The organism is Vibrio sp. Makdt, from assembly GCF_027587015.1.
Lineage (GTDB): Bacteria > Pseudomonadota > Gammaproteobacteria > Enterobacterales > Vibrionaceae > Vibrio > Vibrio chagasii_B.
Genome location: NZ_JAPPTH010000003.1, coordinates 136,906 through 157,126 on the forward strand (window position 1 = coordinate 136,906; position 20,221 = coordinate 157,126).

Here is a 20,221-nt window from a genome sequence, read left to right on the forward strand (position 1 = left end):
ATACGAACTCTTATTTGGTGTCCAATTTCTTAACTCTTTTTCGCTTGGCGAGCTTCAAACGCGGCCAATTGTTCAGGCGTCGCTTTCGGTTGATGGTTAGCTTTCCATTCATCGTAAGTCATGCCATAAACACGTTCACGTGCATCGTCTAAATCTAAATCGACTCCCATCAATTCAGCTTCTGCTGCATACCATTTGCTAAAGCAATTTCGGCAAAAGCCAGCCAAAATCATTAGGTCGATGTTTTGCACGTCTTTATTGTTGTCTAGATGAGATAATAGGCGACGAAATGAAGCGGCATCTAGCTTGTCTTGTTCTTCTTGAGTTAGTTGCTTGTATTTGAATTCAGCCAAAACTCTTTCCTTTTCAAGTTAATGATTATCCTTAATTAGAGTCTACACGGCTGCGAGATTGACGCCAATACTCATTCACTGGTTTGAGTATGTACCCCTCAGATTTGAGGCTCTCATAGGATAATAAAATTACAGCTAGACCGGTCGGTCTATGTTGTGTATTATTCATTCAACACTTCAAATTAGACAATCAGATCATTGAAGAAGTAAACCGGAGAGAGGAGATCAAAGCATGACATTGGCATTTGAAACATACTTGGCTATTGGTTTATCGATGGCGCTGTTAAGCCTTTGGAAAACCTATTCAGGGCCTGCTATTGCCGCGTTTCTATCTTACTCCTACCCAGAAATGCTGTTGTTTAATTTAATCCCAGCGATGATTGCTGCGTATGCAGGTTGGAAAATTGCTCCCGTCTATTCAACTTTATTTAAGAAACAAAAAGGCGCTGTCTTTAAACCTAAGCTCAGAAAATTCATGAAAAAATGGAATCAATATGGTCAACTTTCGATGGCTATTTTGGCTCCTGTTTTAGTCGGAATTCCGAGTTATACCTTTGTTTCGAAACGATTGAATCAAAGTGGCATGAAAACATTTGGCATGCTGATATTGTCTATTTTAGGCTGGAGTAGCTTGGCTTATAGCTGTTTTGCGTTCCTAGATGTTGGTCAGTATGTGGCGATAGAGAACATTATTCCCGAGTCTGTTCTTGAGAATATTCAGCAATAAATAGATCAATTTACACAACTTGCAGTGCGCGAAACGGAGACTAACTCCTAACACGTAAAGTGTTCATGTTGTTTCGTCGCCATTGGCGATTTGAAAGCTTGTCCCCCTAGATATCCTCATTGAGCTCTCGCTCGGTTTTAAGTACTAAACACTTCAACGACTCATTTAATGACCAAGTCATCTATATCTATACTGATACTTAAATCGGCTCCTACCGGTTCTTGGAGTATCAGTAACGGTCTCCCCAAAACTTGTCGAGCGATCGCGTTTTCCCCCTCACTAATCAGATCTATATTCCAGAGCCCAATGCGTTTCATCTTCGAATATGTAAACCGATCAGTCTAATTCTGACAAAGTTGACAATATTCTGACTAGACCGGTCGGTTTGTTGCGTTTATTATGTATACAACGTCGAGACGACATAACTTTAAACGGTGAATTTCATATGAATAGATCAATCATTATTGCTGGTTCGAGTGGCTTAGTTGGACGAGAAACGCTGAGTACTTTATTAGGCAGTCAGAATATCAGTACTGTTTACGCACTGTCTCGACGTGAACTCAATACGCAGCATCAGAAATTGAAGCAGATAATTGACAGTAATCTAAGTGTTCCTGCAATCCATTTAGATTCAGATCTTCCGGACGTTGGGATTATCGCTTTAGGTAGCACGATTAAAAAATCGGGTACCAAAGATAAACTTCGCGCAATTGATGTTGACCTAGTCGTGTCGACCGCAGCAAACATGAAAGACCTTGGAGTGAAGCACTTAATCGTCGTGTCATGTCTTGGAGCTGATAGCAAAGCTCGCTCGCATTACCTTCGCTGTAAAGGGGAGATGGAAAATGACGTTGAATTACTTGATTTTGAGAAAACGACTTTCCTACACCCGGGCCCGTTGGCGGGGAATCGACAGGAGAAGAGAGCTGACGAAAAGTTACTTCAAGGTGCTCTTAAGGTACTTAAGCCGATGATGATAGGCAGAATGAAAAAATATCGACCAATTCAAGCATCGAATATTGCAAACAGCATTTTGGTTCATTTGACATTTCCGAGCTCAAGAAAGGTGGAGAGATTAGATTCTCTCGACATGATGAAGCTAGCGTCTTAGCCCGATCTCGGCATTAGCGAGTACCTGCGATGTTTAAACCTGAATGTAGGAAGAGATACCAATGAGATACAAAGTAACATTTTTGTTGATGACTCTTGTGATGGCCGGGGAAGCGTTCAGTCACGAGCTAAAAAACGAGCCTTCGCATGCGCAATTTGAATCGTGGGCATACGATGATTATCGAATGGTCGCAGAAAATACTCGCACATTATGGTTTGTCGACTATTACGATATTAGACACTTGAAAAGCAAAGAAGGTGATAGCGCACTTCTATTGACGTTTACGCCTGAGAAGTTAACACAAGGAAAAGTCACAACAGCCACGATTGAGGCGCTGGAAGAGTCGAACCCAGGCATCAATATGAAAGACTCAAATATCCAAAAACTAGTGGATAGCCTATCCATGCCGCTGATTAAAGGCGATGTGATTGCCATTATCTGCAGAGGGGAAACGATGCAGATTCAATATAACAATGACGTTGTGTATCAGGCTAAAGCCTCCTCAAAACAGAGTGTTGTTTTAAGGAATATCTGGCTAGGCGAGACCCCTGTTGATGATTTGCTATAACAGCCAACTAAAGTGGGGCAAGTTCCTCATGATAATGGTGTTAACTTTGCCATCGTTCGTTGCTATGAGTGGAGAAAATATGATGACGAGAATTGAGAAAGCTGAGTACAGAGAGTTTGCGAAGGGACTTAAGTATGAGTTGGTATTTCGAAACTTAGGTAAACAGGTATTTTCTGAACTCAAACATAACCCGCCAGGCAGTATGACAGCAAACAGCTTGGACTTGCTCAGTAAAATGGAGCAACACAATACCATTGTGATGAACCCTGTCCGCAAACAATACGGTGTTGATAGCACTATTCATTGTAAAGATAAGTTTTTCGCTAAAACAGTGACGTTATCTTTGAAAGTGATGCCATATTTAGGGACGAAATATTTAGAGGGCAGCGCAGAGCGATTTGTTCATCAGCTTAAGGATATTCAAGCATCCAGCCCAGTCGGTTATGAAAAAGAAATGACTTATATGGTAGAGCATGAAAAAGCGCTGTATGGGTACTTAGTCCATTTGAATGATGGTGACCTAAAGCGCGCCCACTCAGTTCTTGAAGACTTTGTTTCCGAGCATAATATTCAATAGATTTGATTGTTTCGTTTTGTCTTTAATCATTTTCAAACTCTAAAGAGGTTATCTATGAAAAAACTGTCTTTAATTGCTTTGTGTGTTCTGCCCATTCTAGGTTGCGAAACGACCGTTGATCAGAACGCTCATCAATCTCAACTAAATGCCGTTGATGGGAGTGTGCTCATTGTTGATCGAAACGCTGAAGATAACGGGTTAGATAAAGTATTAACTATCGACCATTCTCGATTAGCTGGACAGGCAAATGAATATTTAGCGCCAAGTCGAGTGGACTTTTATACCGACGATAAGTTGAATACCCAGTTGCTCAAAGACAGTTTGCAAGTAGGGCTCGATTTGCCATTTCGTGTTTTGAATTATGTTGAAAATGGCGAGCAAAAAGTAATCTATACCGATGCTCAGTTTATTCAAAAGCGACACGGAATAATGGATAACGAAGCCCTTGAGCAGTACGCAGAAAAAACGGCATCGCTAACGAATGAGCTAGATAACATTGCACCAGTTCAGAGCGAAGGATTAACAAAGAACTACGGCATTGAAACATTAGTATCAGAGTATGATTTTGAAACGACCCTGAACAATATTAAACGAGATGTTCTTGCTCAAGGTGACACGGTTTGGTTTATGAACTGGGACTTTAAGGCTAGAGCAGAAGCTATTGGGGAGTCGCTACCTAATGCGACCCTGCTCGTTTTTGGTGGGCCAGCGCCAGGTGCAAAAGCAATGACCGATTTCCCAAGTATTGGATTGGATGCTTTTGGCCAAAAAGTATTAGTGACTGAAGAAAACGGTCAAGTGACGGTTGCTTACAATAATATTGTCGACATGTCTGAACTCCATTATCAGGACAATGCAATTTCTCATAAGGTCATCAACTTTCGATTGGGTAAAACTCTCGGCGGTGCGGTAGAAAAATAATCTATCGCCTTACGATTTATATCGATAATTAACATCTAATTAATTCACATTAATAAAAAGCCATGTTTTTAAAATTATGGTGTGGCTTTTTATTACCTAAAAAACGGCTAATTTAATAGCCTAATTTTAACACTGCCATTTTGGCATTGAAATTTAACCATTGGAATATCATGAAAACACAACTTTTAACATTATCTTCTTTATTTGTTATTTCTTTTTCTAGTGTAGTATCTGCAAACGATACAACGAATGCAGAAAATGTAGAACAAGAGGTACAAGCTGAAAATAATTATCACAATCAAGATATCAGAAATGTTCAGAGTAGTATTAAAGCTGGATACGATACACAAGAGTTTGATCGATATGACGTGAATATAATAGGCGTTGAAGCTACCTACGGTATTAATGATAAAGCTAGCATCGGTTTAAGCTACGATACTCTTGATATTGACTTTGGTAATGATAAATTAAATGATCATTATGATAGAGAAGATGTCATTACACTATCTGGCCAATACAATATTTCAAATAACATTGTTATTGATGGTGAGTGGAATATCTCTGGAGACTACGACAATCTTACCGTCGGTGGTAACTACGTCGCTGATGCTGGCTTTGGTGCATGGAACGTGGGTGCCAACTATTCAACGGGTGATGTGAGCGACGGCTTTGACCTAGAAGCGGGCGTTTTGGTGTCATTTGGTAACATGTATTACCGCGGTGATTTTACTTACTTCTTGGATTCTGATGTCGACACTGTGTTTGAAAATGCTCTGGGTTGGACTAACGGCAATGTTGATGTGAATGCATCCGTAACTATGTATGAATTTGACGATACCTCTGTTGGTATTGAATTCGGTTACTATTTCTAAGTCGTAGGTAGATGAAATGAAAATCTTCAGTAAAAAGAGTTCGATCAAGCTTGCGGGTATCCTGTTACTTGCCCCAATTCTTAGCGGTTGTGTCGGTAGCAATTTCACGACAAAAAAGTTAATGGAATTCAACATAAAGGTTGTTGATAACCGCTATGCACGTGGCGGTGTTAACTTCTTATTGGTACCCGTTTATGGCTTTACAACATTGGCAGATTACTTCGTTGTTAACTCAATCGAGTTCTGGACGGGGTCAAACCCTTTCGACGGCACTCCGCATATCTTTGATAGTAAAGTCGAGACAATGATTGATATTAATAGCGATCTTGATCCTTCACTGCGTGATGCACCGATTGATCCTCTGACGTACCACAACATTGAAGACAGCCACATAAGAACCATTGACGAAAATACTATTGAGATGGAAGTGACTTATGTTGACGGCACTTCTTCAACGGTAACCGGCGTGAAGGAAGGTGCAAACGTTAAGTACTTTGTTGATGGTGAGTTTGTCTCTGAAACCTCTGTAGAGGCGTTATCAGAAGCATTTGAAGTGAGCTCATAATCATACATTGTTAAAGTGAACTTTATTGTTCGCCTATTATTTCTAAATATCTACGATTAATAATCAAGCTTTCAGGATATTAATATGAATCAATTTGGCGTGACTGGTTTTATTGTGAAAAGTAGCCTTACTAAAAAGAATATTCAACCTGTCGATGATATGTCTTATCCGGGGTGTAGTTTTTTAGTGCAAACAGATAACTTTCTAGTGTCATGTTGTTCATTAGATAAATATATTGATAATGCGTTTGAAATTCTGTTTAACACAAAAGGCAAAGTTAAACTGGAAGGGTTTTTGTTTGTAGATACTTATAGTGATAATGCATCTTTGTCTGTAGTGATAAAAATAACACAGTAATAGCGATTAATAAGTGTCTTAATAGGGGCTTGTTATAAAGAAAAAGGACGAAGTTAACTTCGTCCTTTTTGTCATTGTAAGCTTGTTAGTTAATGTACTTAAGCCAACTCACCCGTTTGCGAGAAAGCTCCTAACTTCGCTGCATAAGGTTGTAGGTCTCCGATATTCAGATTTACCCACTCGTCATTGAAGTAAGTGTCTAGGTAACGCTCACCGCTGTCACACAGCAAAGTCACGATAGAACCTGTTTCGCCACGCGCTTTCATCTCACTGGCTAGTTGAAGCACACCGTACATGTTAGTACCGGTTGATGCGCCAACCTTGCGGCCAAGAATGTCAGATAACCAATGTGTCGTTGCGATACTTGCTGCGTCTGGGATTTTACGCATTTCGTCAACCACGCCAGGAATAAAGCTTGGTTCTGCTCGTGGGCGACCAATGCCCTCAATCTTGCTGAATGTACTGCCTTTCACGTTCGCATTGCCGGTTTGGAAGTATTCGTGGAATACAGAGTTCTCAGGGTCCACAACACAAAGCTTGGTTTCATGCTGTTGGTAGCGAATGAAACGGCCAATCGTCGCTGAAGTACCGCCAGTACCTGGGCTCATTACTACCCAAGCTGGAACTGGGTGATCTTCCATCTGCATTTGATTGAAAATCGAGTTCGCGATGTTGTTGTTACCACGCCAGTCGGTTGCACGCTCAGCGTAAGTAAATTGATCCATGTAGTGACCATTCAATTCTTCTGCTAAACGGCGAGACTCATCGTAAATTTCATCTGAGCGGTCAACAAGATGCGCTTGGCCACCGTAGAATTCTATCTGTTCAATCTTCTTCTTCGCTGTGCATTTTGGCATTACCGCAATAAACGGTAGGCCAAGTAGGCGAGCAAAGTACGCTTCAGATACCGCAGTGCTACCCGATGAAGATTCAATGATTGTTGTTTCTGGGCCAACCCAACCGTTACAGATAGCGTATAAGAACAGAGAACGCGCTAAACGGTGCTTTAAAGAGCCTGTAGGGTGTGTGCTTTCATCTTTAAGGTAAACATCAATGCCTTCGATACTTGGTAGATCGAGCTTGATAAGGTGCGTATCCGCTGAGCGTTGGTAGTCCGCTTCAATTTTACGAATCGCGTTGTTAATCCATTGATGGTCAGTGCACATAAGCGTTCTCCTGATCGAGTGTAGGAATTCTTTGTAATTGGTATGGTTCTAATTTATCTATAATCCGAGAGAAAAACTTTGCCATATTTGCTTTGTTTTGCTTAAATTGTAGAAAATTATTCTCTTTAGATGCGATTTGGTGAAAATGTGATAGATGCCGTAGATAAAAAAATATTAGGGTTACTGCAAGAAGACAGCACCCTGTCATTGAACGATATTTCTGAAGCGGTCAATCTCACCACAACGCCTTGTTGGAAAAGGCTTAAGCGCCTCGAAGAGAACGGCATTATTGAGAAAAGAGTCGCACTGCTGAACCCAGAAAAACTGGATCTTTCCTTTACTGCGTTCGTATTAGTGAAAACCAGTGATCATTCTCATGAGTGGTATGGTCGTTTTGTGAATACTGTGTCGGAATTTCCAGAAGTGATGGAGTTCTATCGCATGGCTGGCGAATATGATTATATGATGAAGGTTCAGGTTAAAGACATGAAGTGCTTTGATGATTTCTATAAGCGCTTGGTGAATAGCATTGATGGTATCTCCAATGTGACCTCGACGTTTGCGATGGAACCGTTGAAGTACACGACAGCATTGCCGCTTTAAGCTGCGCCTAGTAATAGATTAACTATCGCTTTAGTTTAGATATCTTCTCAGTTTAGATCTCGCCTCTGCGATAAAGAAAAGGATTATTCATGTTTGCAAAAGTATCTACCGCTATCCAGCTAGTATTGGCGGTCGCCATTTTTTACTTGGGTTACACCATCTACTCGTTTACCAATAAAGTCGGTGAAATCGTTGATACTTATCCGCAAGTTATCGAAGACATTTCGGGCCTCACGAAAGGGCTCAAAGTAGAAGAGCTATTAGCGCTTGCAGAACATGTCAGCGATCTTGCTCCTCAGGTGTTAAACACTGTCGAAGAAGTTAGAAAGACGATCGATGACGTGAATCAAACCGTAGCCTCGGTCGACAGCAAAATTCCTGCGATATTAGATGAAGTCAAAAATGTTCGAACGGAAGTCGAGCAGGTAAGAACCGATGTTATTCCACCAACATTAACGGAATTAAAGAGATACCGCGTAGACGTAATGCCACCAATGCTCGCTGAAAGTAAATCTTATCGCGAACAGACTATTCCTGTCATCGTCACTGAATCTGAAATGCTACGAGCGGAAGTCCCAGGTATTTTGGCGCAAGCTAACTTGTTAGCGGATAAGAGTAAAGAGCTCGCTCAGGGAGCCGCAGAGGGCGCGGTGAAAGGCGTAGTGTTATCGCCATTTAATCTACTGCGTGACGCAGGTGATGGCATCAAAACACGAGTACAGAGCGAGTTTGAGCCAACATTAGAAGTTGAGTAGGTTTTATTGATTTTTATGTGACGGGTTGTCTTAAGCGTCATTAAAGAAAGAGGCTAGGTATTGAACCTAGCCTCTTTTTGTTTGCTCGTATTTGGGGCTTGTAAGAAGCGTTTATCCGCTATTTATTTGAGCGCTACTTAGTAAAACGCATCACACCTTCTTGTACTGCCGTCGCTACGAGCTCACCTTTCTGGTTAAAGATCTCGCCGCGCACTAGGCCGCGAGTGTTCGCTGCCGTTGGGCTTTCAATCGCATAAAGCAGCCATTCATCCATCTTGAATGGGCGATGGAACCAGATTGAGTGGTCAATCGTCGCCACTTGGAAGTTTGGCGTCATGATAGAAACTTCATGAGGATGAAGTGCCGTGACTAAGAACCCCCAATCTGATGCGTAAGCAAGCAGGTATTGGTGAATTAAGTGGTTGTCTGGCATCGCGCCATTTGCTCTTACCCAAAGGTACTGTTTCGCTTCCGTCTTCTTTGGTTTTAGTGGGTTAACCACCGTTACAGGGCGCATCTCAATCGGCTTTTCACCACAGAAGGTTTTACGCAGTTTTTCTGGTAAGAACTCCGCAATATGGCTCGCAAGTTCAGTTTCAGACGCAAAGTTTTCCGGTCCTGGAATATCAGGCATCGGGTTTTGATGTTCAAAGCCCGGTGCGTCACCGTGGTAAGATGCCGTCAGGTAGAAAATAGGGCGGCCATTTTGAATCGCTTTCACACGGCGGGTACTAAAGCTGCGTCCATCTCTGAGATTTTCCACATCGTAAATAATCGGCTTTTCAGGGTCACCGGGGAATAGAAAATAACTGTGGAACGAGTGAACACTACGGTCCTCTTCAACGGTATAACGAGCAGCTGAAAGCGCTTGCCCTAAGACCTGACCGCCATAAACTTGTGGAAGGCCGAGGTTTTCACTTTGCCCACGGAATAAACCTTCTTCCAGCTTCTCTAGCTGAAGTAAACTTAGTAATTCTTTTAAAGGTTGACTCATCGCCAGCATTCCTCTTCGTAAAATGAGTGTCAGATTATGGTGTTAATCATTTAGCTTAGTCAGATATCTGTCAATAAATCATAGGGTTTCAAGACAGAATATGAAAGCTCTCTTATAATTAGTCCGTAGATTTGCCGAGTCCGGCAAACATGTTGAGAGAAATTGAATATGAAAAAGGCTCTAATTCTTCTAACGTCTTTAGTATCGTTTGGCCTACTAGTGGGTTGCCAAACAACATCAGAAACTAACGCTTCGCAGGAAGTGGTTGCAGAGAATACTCAAGTGATTTCAGGAACAGTTAGCTACCGCGAAAGAATTGCATTACCAGAGAATGCATTGGTTACTGTAACGCTAGAAGATATTTCACTAGCAGATGCTCCATCAACGGTTATCGCAACTCAAGAGTTCACAACTGATGGTAAGCAAGTGCCGTTTGCGTTCGAATTAGGCTACGACGACAACAAGATTCAGCCTAACCACCGTTACAACATGCGTGCAACTATCCATGTTGACGGCAAATTACGTTTCACAACGGATACAATCAAGTCTGTGATTACAGATGTAGAAAACACACAGCACGCTGACCTGCGCTTGGTCGGTGTTCGCTAATTAGAAATGGATGCTACTGTTAAGGCATCTTGATTGGCTTAATCTAGCCAGTTGAATCGGCGAATGATGGCAGCTTTAGGGCTGCCATTTGTATATTCTGAGTTTAACTTTTCCTGCGTCACTCACTTCAATCCCTTCTTCCAACAAATGCTTCTTCTGGCGTTCAAATGAGTCACCTTTCAAAGATATCTCACCTTTGCTGTTGATCACTCGATACCACGGGAGTTTGCTGCCTTCAGGTAGGTTTCCCAATGCCTTTCCCACATGGCGCGCATAGCCCGGAAAACCTGAGAAACGTGCTATGTCTCCATAAGTTGTTACTTTTCCATATGGAATTTGGTGAATCACAGCAAAGATTTGGGCTAAAAATTGGTCCATACTAAATGTTCCTAGTTCATGAATACCACGGATCGGTAGAAGGAGAGAGCTATGGTCTTTTCAACATTTCAATTTCTAATTACAACATTATTAGCCGTTGTGTGCGCTAGAGCAATCAGTTTAAGTGAGGGAGATATCCCTGTACTGGCGATGGTAATTCCTGCTTTATGGATTTTACCGCAGGGAGGCATCGCAGGATTAGCTTTGCTTGCTGCCATGACCACTTATGGTCTAACCCTTCCTTTACAGCCTATCACGCTGTCTGTCAGTGCATGGGTACTATTCCCGCTATTGATGGTGGTCTTCTCAAGACGCAGTAGTTTGTCGGTCGTAATTATTTCCGGCTTGATTGTGACTACTTTGCAGGTCGGGATCATGGTGACACAATCAGCAGGCAAGCTTGAAGGCGTCCCGTGGGTTACCACACTTCAAACCTTATCAATCATCGTGATTTGGTGGGCGGCAAATCATCTTAAGCCTGCTAGCCGACACAGCTGGTGGTCATTAGGGTTAATCTTGCCCCTTTGGATTGCCGATTTACCTTATGCAGCGCTTGTGGCCTTGTGTGTGACGGGCATTATGGCGTCAATGGAAGCGATGACCAAGCTGAAAACCTTCCGCTGGAATAAGTTATTGTGTTGGACGCTACCAACTGCAGGCTTCGCAGCACTGGTGATTACACCGAGTATTGAAGTACCAAGCCCTGTATTTGTAGTCTGGCTATGTTTGTTAGGAACGGCATGGATGACGGACTACATCATTCGTACTGAAGATAACGAAGACATCGATATCTAGTGTCTGCTCAATCTAGATGATGTTGTACGAGAACTTCAAATCGCAGGTAAATGGCGAATTTACCTGCGATTTACTGGTGGTTTGAATAAAGGATAAGCACTTAGACCACAATTGCTCAAAAAGAAAGGGGAAGGGCTTGCAATGGCTGCCGGGATGCTTAATAATCCAATCACTCTTTGAGGCAAGCCTCTTAGAAAACGAATCTATGGGGGCCTGGTCCTCCCGCAACAATAGCTCGTGAACTCGGTCAGGCCTGGAAGGGAGCAGCCGCAGCGAGTGACTTGTGTGCCGGGATGTGGCTGGGTTCCCACCCCTTATGAAGCCTGCAATATATGTTCGCATAAATTGCAGGCTTTCTTCATATTTGCACCATAAGTCTTCATAGTCTATTTTTTTGTTGTAGGTTTACAACAAAAGTGATTTTGCTATGTTCGACCAAACCAAGAAATCATCTCACGTACACAACATCTGTAAGTTCATGAGCTTGAAGAATGATGCGGTTGTTCGCACACTCTCTATTTTGGAGTTCGATTTCTGTTTTCACCTCGAATATAACGCAAATGTTAAAAGTTTTACCTCTCAACCTTTTGGCTTCCACTATCAATTCAATAATCGTAAGTGCCGATATACCCCAGACTTTTTAGTAGCGGATCACAACGAGCAGTCAACCCTCTTCGAAGTAAAACACTCTAGTCAGATTCTCAAACCTGATTTCAGGAATAGATTTGAAGAGAAACAAAGAGTTGCGTTGAATGAGTTTAACAGACGCTTGGTTTTAGTTACTGAGAAGCAAATTAGAATGGGACCAACTTTAGATAACTTCAAGCTACTACACCGTTACTCCGGATTGCGGACAGTGACTGAGTTTCAAAAGTTAGTGTTGGCGTTTATTCAACGGAAACAAATGGTGAAGTTACAAGAGGTGTCTTTGTATTTCGGTTTATCGGAGCAGGACACACTTATTTCTACTCTACCTTGGATCTCTTCGGGGCAAGTTAAAACAGACCTAAACGGTATTGGGTTTGGTCTCGAAACTTACGTTTGGTGTTAACCATGCCATCGGACTCTAATAACATTTTTGGGTTCTTTGATGAATTTGAAGCTTCAGAAGGAGAGCCTCAGCAACTTCCAATAGAGCTAATTCAAGAACCTATTGAAATTTCTTCGACTATTGACTCTCAATCACCGAAGGTACAGCAAGAAGTTATTCGTCGTATCAAAATCATCGCGTTCGTAGAGAAGCGTTTAAAAGGCGGATGGACCGAAAAAAACTTGAACCCTCTCTTAAGTCTCGTGGAATCAGAATTACAGCTCACTCCCCCGAGTTGGAGAACTTTAGCAACTTGGAAAAAATCCTACTTTGAAGCAGGTAGAGAGCCATGGGCACTCATACCCAAGCATACGTATAAGGGCAACAGCCGAGGAGAAATGGATTCACAAGCCTTGATTAATGAGGCGATTAAGAACGTATACCTGACTCGCGAACGGCTAAGTGTCGCAGAAGCATACCGATATTATAAGAGTCGAGTGATTCAAATAAATCGAGAGATTGTCGAAGGGAAAATTAAGCCAATTGCCGAACGCTCTTTTTATAATCGAATACATGCTCTACCTCCTTATGAAGTCGCGATTGCAAGGTTTGGTAAACGATTTGCAAATCGAAAGTTTCGAGCAGTTGGCCAACAAGTAGCTGCGACAAAACCAATGGAATATGTCGAAATTGACCATACCCCAGTTCCAGTTATTCTGATTGATGATGAGTTAGATATTCCTTTGGGGCGACCCTACCTGACGATGCTTTATGATCGCTTCAGTAAATGTATCGTTGGGTGCAGTATCAACTTTAGAGAGCCTAGTTTTGATTCTGTGAGGAAGGCGTTATTGAACTCGCTGCTAGATAAGAGTTGGGTAAAGCAAAGATATCCATCTATTGATAATGAATGGCCTTGCCACGGTAAGATTGACTGTTTAGTTGTCGACAATGGTGCCGAGTTTTGGAGCCAAAGCTTAGAAGATTCGTTACGGCCTCTAGTGTCTGATATCCAATACAGTCAAGCTGCTAAACCTTGGCGAAAGTCAGGGATCGAAAAGCTGTTTGATCAGATGAACAAAGGGTTAGTGAACGCACTGCCTGGAAAAACGTTCACCAATCCTACTCAGCTACAAGATTACAACCCAAAGAAGGATGCGGTGGTTAGAGTTTCCGTGTTTCTTGAGCTACTTCATAAGTGGATTGTCGACTATTACCATATGGCACCTGATTCAAGAGAACGTGACATTCCATACCACAAGTGGAATCAATCGGAATGGACTCCCTCTTACTACAGTGGTGTTGAGAAGGAGCAGTTGAGAGTTGAGCTAGGTTTGCTTAGACACAGAACCATTGGAGTAGCAGGGATCAGGCTTCATAATCTCCACTATCATTCCTCAGAACTTATTGAATACCGTAAATATTGGGCGTCCAACAATGGCAAAAAGCTGTTTGTTAAGACCAAAACAGACCCTTCTGATATCAGCTCTATTCATGTTTATCTAGAATCGGAAAAGATGTACATAAAAGTTCCAGCGGTAGACAACACCGGATATACAAAAGGACTGTCCCTTTTTGAACATGAGCGCATACAAAAAGTACGCAGGCTTAACACTAAGCAGCTTGCTGATGATGAGGCGCTTGCGGATACATTTCTGTATATGAAGAAACGTATTCAGGAAGAAACCGATAGGTTCCGCAGTGCCAAAAGTAATAAGGGTAGCTTGCCTAAAACGGGTAACACTTCGAAATTAGCAAAGTTTAATGATGTGGGCTCAGAGGGGCCAAGCTCAATCAGTACGACTCCGGCCAAAAAAGAAGTTGCGGTCGTGTTCGATGTCTCAGAGCAATTATCTGATGATGATTTTGAAGATATTGAGGGGTATTAATTTGAACTTAACGTCTAGTCAGTTTGAGCAGCTAAAGTCCTTTGAAACCAGCTTTATCGAGTACCCTGCAATAACTGAAATCTACTCTATCTTCGATCAGCTTCGTTTTAATCACTCCCTTGGCGGTGAACCGGAGTCTTTCTTGTTAACTGGTGAGGCCGGAAGTGGAAAGACGGCTTTGATTAACACCTATCTATCCCGCTTTCTGCCGAGTTTAACTTGGAGCAAACAACCTGTTCTTAGCACCAGAGTGCCAAGCCGCATAAATGAACAGAACACGCTTACGCAGTTTTTAGTCGATTTAGATGGAAAGTCAGGGGGAAGAGGTACTCGACGACGTAATGAAATTGCTCTTGGTGAGGCTGTTGTAAAGCAACTTAAACGTAAATCTGTTGAGCTGATTATCGTCAATGAAATTCAAGAGCTTGTGGAGTTTTCTACAGCAGAAGAAAGGCAAGCTATTGCTAATACGTTCAAATATATAAGTGAAGAAGCAAAAGTCTCGTTTGTGCTGGTTGGTATGCCATATGCTGATGTAATAGCGACAGAGCCACAATGGAACTCACGATTAAGTTGGAGACGAAAGATTAACTATTTCAAGCTGTTGAAAGCTAACAGCTATTCGAGTGGAACGGCATCTTATAGTTTTGACTTGGAGCAAAAAAAGCACTTTGCTAAATTTGTTGCTGGTTTGAGTACGAGAATGGGCTTTGATGAACCGCCAGTGCTTACAAAAAATGAAGTGTTATATCCTCTGTTTATTATGTGTAGAGGGGAGTGCCGAGCGTTAAAGCACTTCTTGAAAGACGCACTACTTATGAGTTTCAATGAGAACGTCGATACGATAGACAAAGAGATATTGTCGCGCACGTTTTCATTTAAGTTTCCCTACTTGGATAATCCCTTTAATTGTCCTGTAGAGGAGCTTCGTCTTCATCAAATTGACTCTGGATCGTCTTACAACCTAAATGCCATTACTTCAGAAGATAAGATACTTGCTCCGCGATTTACGGATGCAATTCCATTGAGTATGTTATTGAGCAAAAATGGACTTAAAGCTTAAGTATTACTTCTCGCTCTTTAGATTCTCCAACAACACCGCCTTCTCTTGATCACTCATCTTATCAATGGCGCACGCTAACTCAGCGCTCAATTCGCTCCTACAGAAAAAGTAGTTTAGCGGCACATCTAACTCTTCAGCCATACGTTCAAGCGTACCAATATCGGGTACATGCCTGCCTTTCTCGTAATGATTCATACGACCGCTAGCAGAACTCTGCTCCATACCAATTTTCACCCCTAAATCTTTTTGGGTGATCTTGGCTTTTTTACGCGCAGCTTTGAGCCTCGCTGGGATTGGGTTGTCTTTTTGCACTTACACATTTCTTTTCAACCTTTAGATAACTTAGATTGTCTAAGTTTTACTGATTTTTGTATACTTAGCAATCCTAAGTTTTTATTGCCTGTAAGAGTCTCATGAAGAAAGTAACCAGAATTAACCCTCACATGTTTAACCTATTGATTGAAAAAGGGATGGATAATTTCTCCGTCACAGAAGCTAGGGATGCTTTGTTAAACGGTACTTCAGCTTTCCCGAGCAAGGACGACGCGCGGAAGTATGTTTATAAGCAACTTCTATCTTTTGAGGAGAAAGGCTGGCTTTCTGTTATTGGGACTCGCAGAGACAAACGTTACCATCAAACTAACGAATTCAAAGCGCTCACAATTGAGCCTAGACTGGGTCGAAATAGGAAAGCTAAAGTCGATTCAATAGCTGTTCAGTCTCCGGAATACTCTATAAATGCATTAGAGCAAGAGAAGAAGCTGCATGAAGGCGAACTGGCGATTACTCTAGGTGAAATTGAGGAATATCAATCGTTGTTAACGCGTTTCCCAAACAACAAGCAAGATATGCAGCCGCTATTTAATGCGGCAAGAGAGCGCTCAGCCAAGCTATTAGGCCGAATTAATGCACTAACCAACTGGATGCAAGTCGCGCAAAGTAAGGCTCCTCAATGTTAAGAGCATGGCAAACCGAGTGTGCAGCTCAAGTTATCGAGAAATTCACTTTAAACAAGCATTCACACTTCTTCTGTCAAGCAACCCCTGGAGCGGGTAAAACCGTTATGGCCGCCGAGGTTGCGAGTCGGTTATTTGAAATAGGCATGATTGACTTAGTGCTGTGCTTCTCGCCCTCTCTGACTGTTGCTGAAGGGATGCAAAAGACCTTTTCATGGAAGCTCGAATGTTCCTTTAATGGAGGTTTGGGTTCTCTTGGGGGCTCTTACACCTATCAATCTATCCGTTTTTTGGATGAAAACTTTTGGAACACCGTCAGCAAATATCGAGTTTTAGTCGTATTTGATGAGATCCACCATTGTTCGTTTGATGATGAGGGGCGGTCAAATTCATGGGGGCTAGAAATTGTCTCGAAGATCCAAGGCTTTGCTCGTTATACTCTGGCGCTGTCGGGTACTCCTTGGCGTTCTGATCGACTACCGATTGTCATGGCTGAATATTCCGACCCTGAGGGTAAGGTTGTTTGCGATTACCAATACGGTTTGCAACAGGCCGTTGAAGATAAGGTATGCCGCCGCCCGAAGATCGTTTTAATCGATAATGAACACCTGAGCGTTAAAGCTGGCAGTGACAATCAACACTTCGCCTCTATTCTTGATTGCCTTAAACAATCCGATGTCTCTTATCAAAGCGTCATCCACAACGAAGACGCTATGAATTACATATTAAATAGCGGTTGCCAAAGGCTAGCGCAGATAAGGCAAGAGTCCCTAAGTGCTGGAGGCTTGGTGGTCGCCTCTTCTATTAAGCACGCCAAAGACATTCAAAAGCGACTTGTTGACCACTTTAATCAATCAGCATGCATAGTGACTTATCATCACGATAATCCGTTACATGAAATTGAGTCCTTTCGTCACTCAACGGTTCAGTGGATAGTCAGTGTTGGGATGATAAGTGAAGGCACGGATATTCCAAGGCTTCAAGTTTGCTGCCATATGAGTTCGGTAAAAACGGAGCTTTACTTTAGGCAAGTGCTCGGGCGAATTTTAAGAATCAATGACTCACCCAACCAAGAAGCGTGGTTGTATACCTTTGCCGAAGAAAGTTTGATTGGGTTTGCTGAAAGAATTGAGCAGGACATTCCAGAATCGTGTCTATTTATTAAATCGAATGCACAGACTGATGAATCAGATAAGGTGCAGAGTTTTACTCCTACAGATTTGTCGAACGATAAGATTATGGTATCAGGGAAGTCCTCAACTCAACTAAATTGGTCAAAAATCGATGGGGTTCAAAACGCTTTTCACTCTGATTTCGAGGGTTATGATGAGTTACGTTTAGGTGATTTTAAACAAAGAGTTATCGCAACATTCACTTAATCACACCGTGAATAATGCGCACTCGGATTTATATTGGCTTTACGATATACTGATTAGCTATTGAGTCTCTCTACGAGTAATCCAAATGGTCAGCAGCATTAATAAAGCTAAGTTATCTGAAACCGACATCATTACCAAATTCATACTTCCTGCGATTAAAGAGGCAGGGTGGGATGATATGACTCAGATTCGCCAAGAAGTGAAACTGCGCGATGGTAAAGTGATTGTTCGAGGCCAAGCTGCTGCTCGTCAGAAAGTAAAATCAGCTGACATCGTACTTTATCATAAGCCTAGTATGCCGCTTGCGGTGATTGAGGCAAAAGCCAATAAGCATGAAGTTGGTAAAGGAATGCAACAAGGCATGGTATACGCTGGCCTGTTAGAGGTGCCATTCGTTTTTGCATCGAATGGTGATGGTTTTATTTTCCGAGACTTAACCAACCCAACTCAACTTGAAACGGAAATTCGTTTAGAGGATTTCCCAACACCTCAGCAGTTGTGGGAAAAGTATTGTGCTTGGAAAGGGTATAAAGAAGAACATCTGCCAATTATCACCCAAGATTACCATGATGATGGCAGCGGTAAATCACCGCGTTACTACCAGCTTCAAGCTATCAACAAAACAGTAGAGGCCGTTGCTGCTGGCCAAGACAGAGCCTTACTAGTCATGGCGACGGGTACAGGTAAAACCTACACCGCATTTCAAATTATCTGGCGACTTTGGAAAGCCAAAGCCAAGAAGCGAATTCTGTTTCTAGCGGATAGAAATATTCTCGTCGATCAAACCAAAACGAATGATTTTCAGCCGTTTGGCACGGCAATGACAAAAATTACAGGTCGCAAAGTCGACCCTGCCTTTGAGGTTCATCTAGCGCTTTATCAAGCGCTTACGGGGCCAGAAGAAGAACAAAAAGCCTACAAGCAAGTCGACCCTAACTTCTTTGACTTAATCATCATTGACGAGTGCCACCGTGGTAGTGCTTCAGAAGACAGCGCTTGGCGTGAAATTCTTGAATACTTTAGCAGTGCGACTCAAGTCGGTTTGACGGCAACACCAAAAGAGACCGATGAAGTATCTAACATCGAGTACTTTGGCGACCCAATTTATACCTACTCTCTTAAAGAAGGTATTGAGGATGGCTTCTTAGCTCCTTATAAGGTCGTTCGTGTTGACATTGATGTGGATGTCCAAGGTTGGCGACCAACCAAAGGGCAAACCGATAAAAATGGCGAAGTGATAGAAGACCGAATCTACAACCAAAAAGATTTTGATCGCACTATGGTTATTGATGAGCGTACAGAGCTTGTTGCACAAACCATTACCAACTATCTGAAACGTACCGACCCAATGGCCAAAACCATCGTGTTCTGTAACGACATCGATCATGCTGATCGCATGCGCCGTGCGTTAGTAAACCTGAACCCAGAACAGGTTAAGAAGAACGATAAATACGTAATGAAAATTACGGGCGATGATGACATTGGCAAAGATCAGCTAGACAATTTTATCAATCCTAAGAAAAAGTACCCTGTTATTGCCACGACTTCAGAGCTAATGACGACGGGAGTTGATGCAAAAACCTGCAAGCTAGTGGTGCTTGATCAAGGTATTCAATCGATGACCAAGTTTAAGCAAATCATTGGTCGTGGTACTCGTATTGATGATCGCTATGGCAAGCTTTGGTTCACTATCTTGGATTTCAAAAAAGCGACAGAACTGTTTGCTGATGAACGCTTCGACGGAACTCCAGAACGCGTGAAGGTCACGACTCCAGAGCAGTTTGAAGATGAAGACGATTTAGATGACATCATCGACGGTGTTGATGATGTCGATGCTGATAACCCATTCGGTGATGAAGACATTGACCCTGATTCAATTCAAGAGCCAGAGGCTACCTATGGAGAAGATTTTGGAAATTCCCCTGAGAATACAGGCGGTGCAGACGATTGGGATGATGAGAATCGAGTTCGCAAGTTCCATGTAAATGGAGTTCCAGTCAAAGCGCTTGCTGAACGTGTTCAATATTACGATTCAGACGGTAAGCTTGTGACCGAGTCCTTTAAAGACTACACCCGCAAAACCATGGTGAAACAGTTCTCTTCTTTAGATGAGTTTACCAAGCGTTGGAACGAATCTGACCGCAAGCAAGCTATTATCGATGAGCTAGCCGAAGCCGGTATTCTATGGGAAGCATTAGAAGACGAAGTGGGCAAAGACATGGACCCATTCGATATGATTTGCCATGTCGTTTACGATCAACCCGCTTTAACTCGTAAAGAGCGCGCCGATAACGTGAAGAAGCGTAACTACTTCACTAAATATGGCGATACCGCGCAGCAGGTGCTGAACAACCTCCTTGATAAGTATGCCGATGAAGGTGTGCAAGAGATCGAAAACATTCATGTTCTTAAAGTGAAACCTTTCGATGAAATGGGCAGACCGTTAGAAATCATTAAGAAAGGGTTTGGTGGCAAACTGCAATATTTAGAAGCGGTTAATGAACTGGAAGCTGCTATCTACCAATCTGCTTAACAATATTCACACCGTGTAGA

23 protein-coding genes and 1 other RNA gene are annotated in these 20,221 nt (G+C 42.4%); 19 read left to right on the forward strand and 5 right to left on the reverse strand.

From position 1 onward, the window contains the following. Positions 1-29 precede the first annotated feature (29 nt). Entirely contained in the window at positions 30-353 is a 324-nt protein-coding gene (locus tag OH460_RS04750; RefSeq protein WP_017094028.1) for a DUF1244 domain-containing protein, read from the reverse strand. Between the two features lie 232 nt (positions 354-585). Between OH460_RS04750 and OH460_RS04755 the strand changes: the two genes are divergently transcribed. The 8 genes from OH460_RS04755 to OH460_RS04790 all read left to right on the forward strand — a co-directional run bounded on the left by OH460_RS04755 (position 586) and on the right by OH460_RS04790 (position 6,051). After that, positions 586-1,080 carry a hypothetical protein gene (locus tag OH460_RS04755; RefSeq protein ID WP_269995540.1) on the forward strand — a complete coding sequence of 165 codons (495 nt, stop codon included), beginning with the start codon at positions 586-588 and terminating at the stop codon, positions 1,078-1,080. 445 nt (positions 1,081-1,525) lie between these two features. After that, entirely contained in the window at positions 1,526-2,191 is a 666-nt protein-coding gene (locus OH460_RS04760; RefSeq protein WP_269995541.1) for a nucleoside-diphosphate sugar epimerase, read from the forward strand. A gap of 61 nt (positions 2,192-2,252) precedes the next feature. After that, entirely contained in the window at positions 2,253-2,759 is a 507-nt protein-coding gene (locus tag OH460_RS04765; RefSeq protein ID WP_269995543.1) for a chalcone isomerase family protein, read from the forward strand. Between the two features lie 79 nt (positions 2,760-2,838). Further along, positions 2,839-3,336, forward strand: a complete 498-nt coding sequence (locus OH460_RS04770; RefSeq protein WP_269995545.1) for a hypothetical protein — start codon at positions 2,839-2,841, stop codon at positions 3,334-3,336. 54 nt (positions 3,337-3,390) lie between these two features. After that, positions 3,391-4,257, forward strand: coding sequence for a DUF302 domain-containing protein (locus OH460_RS04775; protein WP_269995546.1), 867 nt, complete (start codon positions 3,391-3,393; stop codon positions 4,255-4,257). A gap of 170 nt (positions 4,258-4,427) precedes the next feature. Next, the gene (locus OH460_RS04780; protein WP_269995548.1) at positions 4,428-5,129 is read left to right on the forward strand and encodes a hypothetical protein; all 702 of its coding nucleotides are present in this window, start codon (positions 4,428-4,430) and stop codon (positions 5,127-5,129) included. A gap of 16 nt (positions 5,130-5,145) precedes the next feature. Continuing rightward, complete coding sequence (locus OH460_RS04785) at positions 5,146-5,694, forward strand: DUF3332 family protein (protein WP_048609267.1); 549 nt, start codon at positions 5,146-5,148, stop codon at positions 5,692-5,694. Between the two features lie 84 nt (positions 5,695-5,778). Then, positions 5,779-6,051 (forward strand): hypothetical protein, encoded by a 273-nt coding sequence (locus OH460_RS04790; RefSeq protein ID WP_269995552.1) that lies wholly within the window; start codon positions 5,779-5,781, stop codon positions 6,049-6,051. Positions 6,052-6,149: 98 nt separating this feature from the next. On the opposite strand, the gene OH460_RS04795 is transcribed toward OH460_RS04790, so the two are convergent. After that, entirely contained in the window at positions 6,150-7,217 is a 1,068-nt protein-coding gene (locus OH460_RS04795; protein WP_269995554.1) for a PLP-dependent cysteine synthase family protein, read from the reverse strand. A 129-nt stretch (positions 7,218-7,346) separates the two neighbouring features. Here OH460_RS04795 and OH460_RS04800 point away from each other — a divergent pair, with 129 nt between their 5' ends. Further along, a complete protein-coding gene (locus OH460_RS04800) occupies positions 7,347-7,820 on the forward strand; it encodes an Lrp/AsnC family transcriptional regulator (protein WP_269995556.1) in 474 nt (157 codons plus the stop codon). 89 nt (positions 7,821-7,909) lie between these two features. Next, positions 7,910-8,575, forward strand: coding sequence for a hypothetical protein (locus OH460_RS04805; RefSeq protein WP_269995558.1), 666 nt, complete (start codon positions 7,910-7,912; stop codon positions 8,573-8,575). A 133-nt stretch (positions 8,576-8,708) separates the two neighbouring features. Here the strand turns inward: OH460_RS04805 and tesB are convergent, their stop codons facing one another. Further along, positions 8,709-9,569, reverse strand: a complete 861-nt coding sequence (gene tesB, locus OH460_RS04810) for an acyl-CoA thioesterase II (RefSeq protein WP_269995560.1) — start codon at positions 9,567-9,569, stop codon at positions 8,709-8,711. Between the two features lie 168 nt (positions 9,570-9,737). Between tesB and OH460_RS04815 the strand changes: the two genes are divergently transcribed. Next, on the forward strand, positions 9,738-10,178 hold the full coding sequence (locus OH460_RS04815; RefSeq protein WP_269995563.1) for a YbaY family lipoprotein: 441 nt from the start codon (positions 9,738-9,740) through the stop codon (positions 10,176-10,178). A gap of 75 nt (positions 10,179-10,253) precedes the next feature. Here OH460_RS04815 and OH460_RS04820 read toward each other — a convergent pair whose 3' ends face one another. Then, the gene (locus OH460_RS04820; protein ID WP_269995565.1) at positions 10,254-10,556 is read right to left on the reverse strand and encodes an MGMT family protein; all 303 of its coding nucleotides are present in this window, start codon (positions 10,554-10,556) and stop codon (positions 10,254-10,256) included. Positions 10,557-10,607: 51 nt separating this feature from the next. On the opposite strand from OH460_RS04820, the gene OH460_RS04825 reads away from it, so the two are divergent. From OH460_RS04825 to OH460_RS04845, 5 genes are all read left to right on the forward strand, one after another. Then, a complete protein-coding gene (locus tag OH460_RS04825; RefSeq protein ID WP_269995567.1) occupies positions 10,608-11,351 on the forward strand; it encodes a hypothetical protein in 744 nt (247 codons plus the stop codon). Between the two features lie 211 nt (positions 11,352-11,562). Next, positions 11,563-11,659: signal recognition particle sRNA small type (gene ffs / locus OH460_RS04830), an RNA gene on the forward strand. Between the two features lie 119 nt (positions 11,660-11,778). Further along, entirely contained in the window at positions 11,779-12,402 is a 624-nt protein-coding gene (locus OH460_RS04835) for a TnsA endonuclease N-terminal domain-containing protein (RefSeq protein WP_086774870.1), read from the forward strand. 2 nt (positions 12,403-12,404) lie between these two features. After that, positions 12,405-14,270: a Mu transposase C-terminal domain-containing protein gene (locus tag OH460_RS04840; RefSeq protein WP_050634806.1), complete on the forward strand. Its 1,866-nt coding sequence runs from the start codon at positions 12,405-12,407 to the stop codon at positions 14,268-14,270. Beyond that, positions 14,239-15,333 (forward strand): TniB family NTP-binding protein, encoded by a 1,095-nt coding sequence (locus tag OH460_RS04845; RefSeq protein ID WP_197275913.1) that lies wholly within the window; start codon positions 14,239-14,241, stop codon positions 15,331-15,333. The genes OH460_RS04840 and OH460_RS04845 overlap by 32 nt, the downstream gene beginning before the upstream one ends. 3 nt (positions 15,334-15,336) lie before the next feature. Here the strand turns inward: OH460_RS04845 and OH460_RS04850 are convergent, their stop codons facing one another. Continuing rightward, on the reverse strand, positions 15,337-15,645 hold the full coding sequence (locus OH460_RS04850) for a helix-turn-helix domain-containing protein (protein WP_269995577.1): 309 nt from the start codon (positions 15,643-15,645) through the stop codon (positions 15,337-15,339). 101 nt (positions 15,646-15,746) lie between these two features. Between OH460_RS04850 and OH460_RS04855 the strand changes: the two genes are divergently transcribed. The 3 genes from OH460_RS04855 (at position 15,747) to hsdR (ending at position 20,201) form a co-directional block, all read left to right on the forward strand. Further along, complete coding sequence (locus tag OH460_RS04855) at positions 15,747-16,292, forward strand: hypothetical protein (protein WP_269995579.1); 546 nt, start codon at positions 15,747-15,749, stop codon at positions 16,290-16,292. Continuing rightward, positions 16,286-17,668 carry a DEAD/DEAH box helicase gene (locus tag OH460_RS04860; RefSeq protein ID WP_269995581.1) on the forward strand — a complete coding sequence of 461 codons (1,383 nt, stop codon included), beginning with the start codon at positions 16,286-16,288 and terminating at the stop codon, positions 17,666-17,668. Before OH460_RS04855 ends, OH460_RS04860 begins: the two co-directional genes overlap by 7 nt. 85 nt (positions 17,669-17,753) lie before the next feature. Continuing rightward, on the forward strand, positions 17,754-20,201 hold the full coding sequence (hsdR, locus tag OH460_RS04865; RefSeq protein ID WP_269995583.1) for an EcoAI/FtnUII family type I restriction enzme subunit R: 2,448 nt from the start codon (positions 17,754-17,756) through the stop codon (positions 20,199-20,201). Positions 20,202-20,221: the final 20 nt, after the last annotated feature.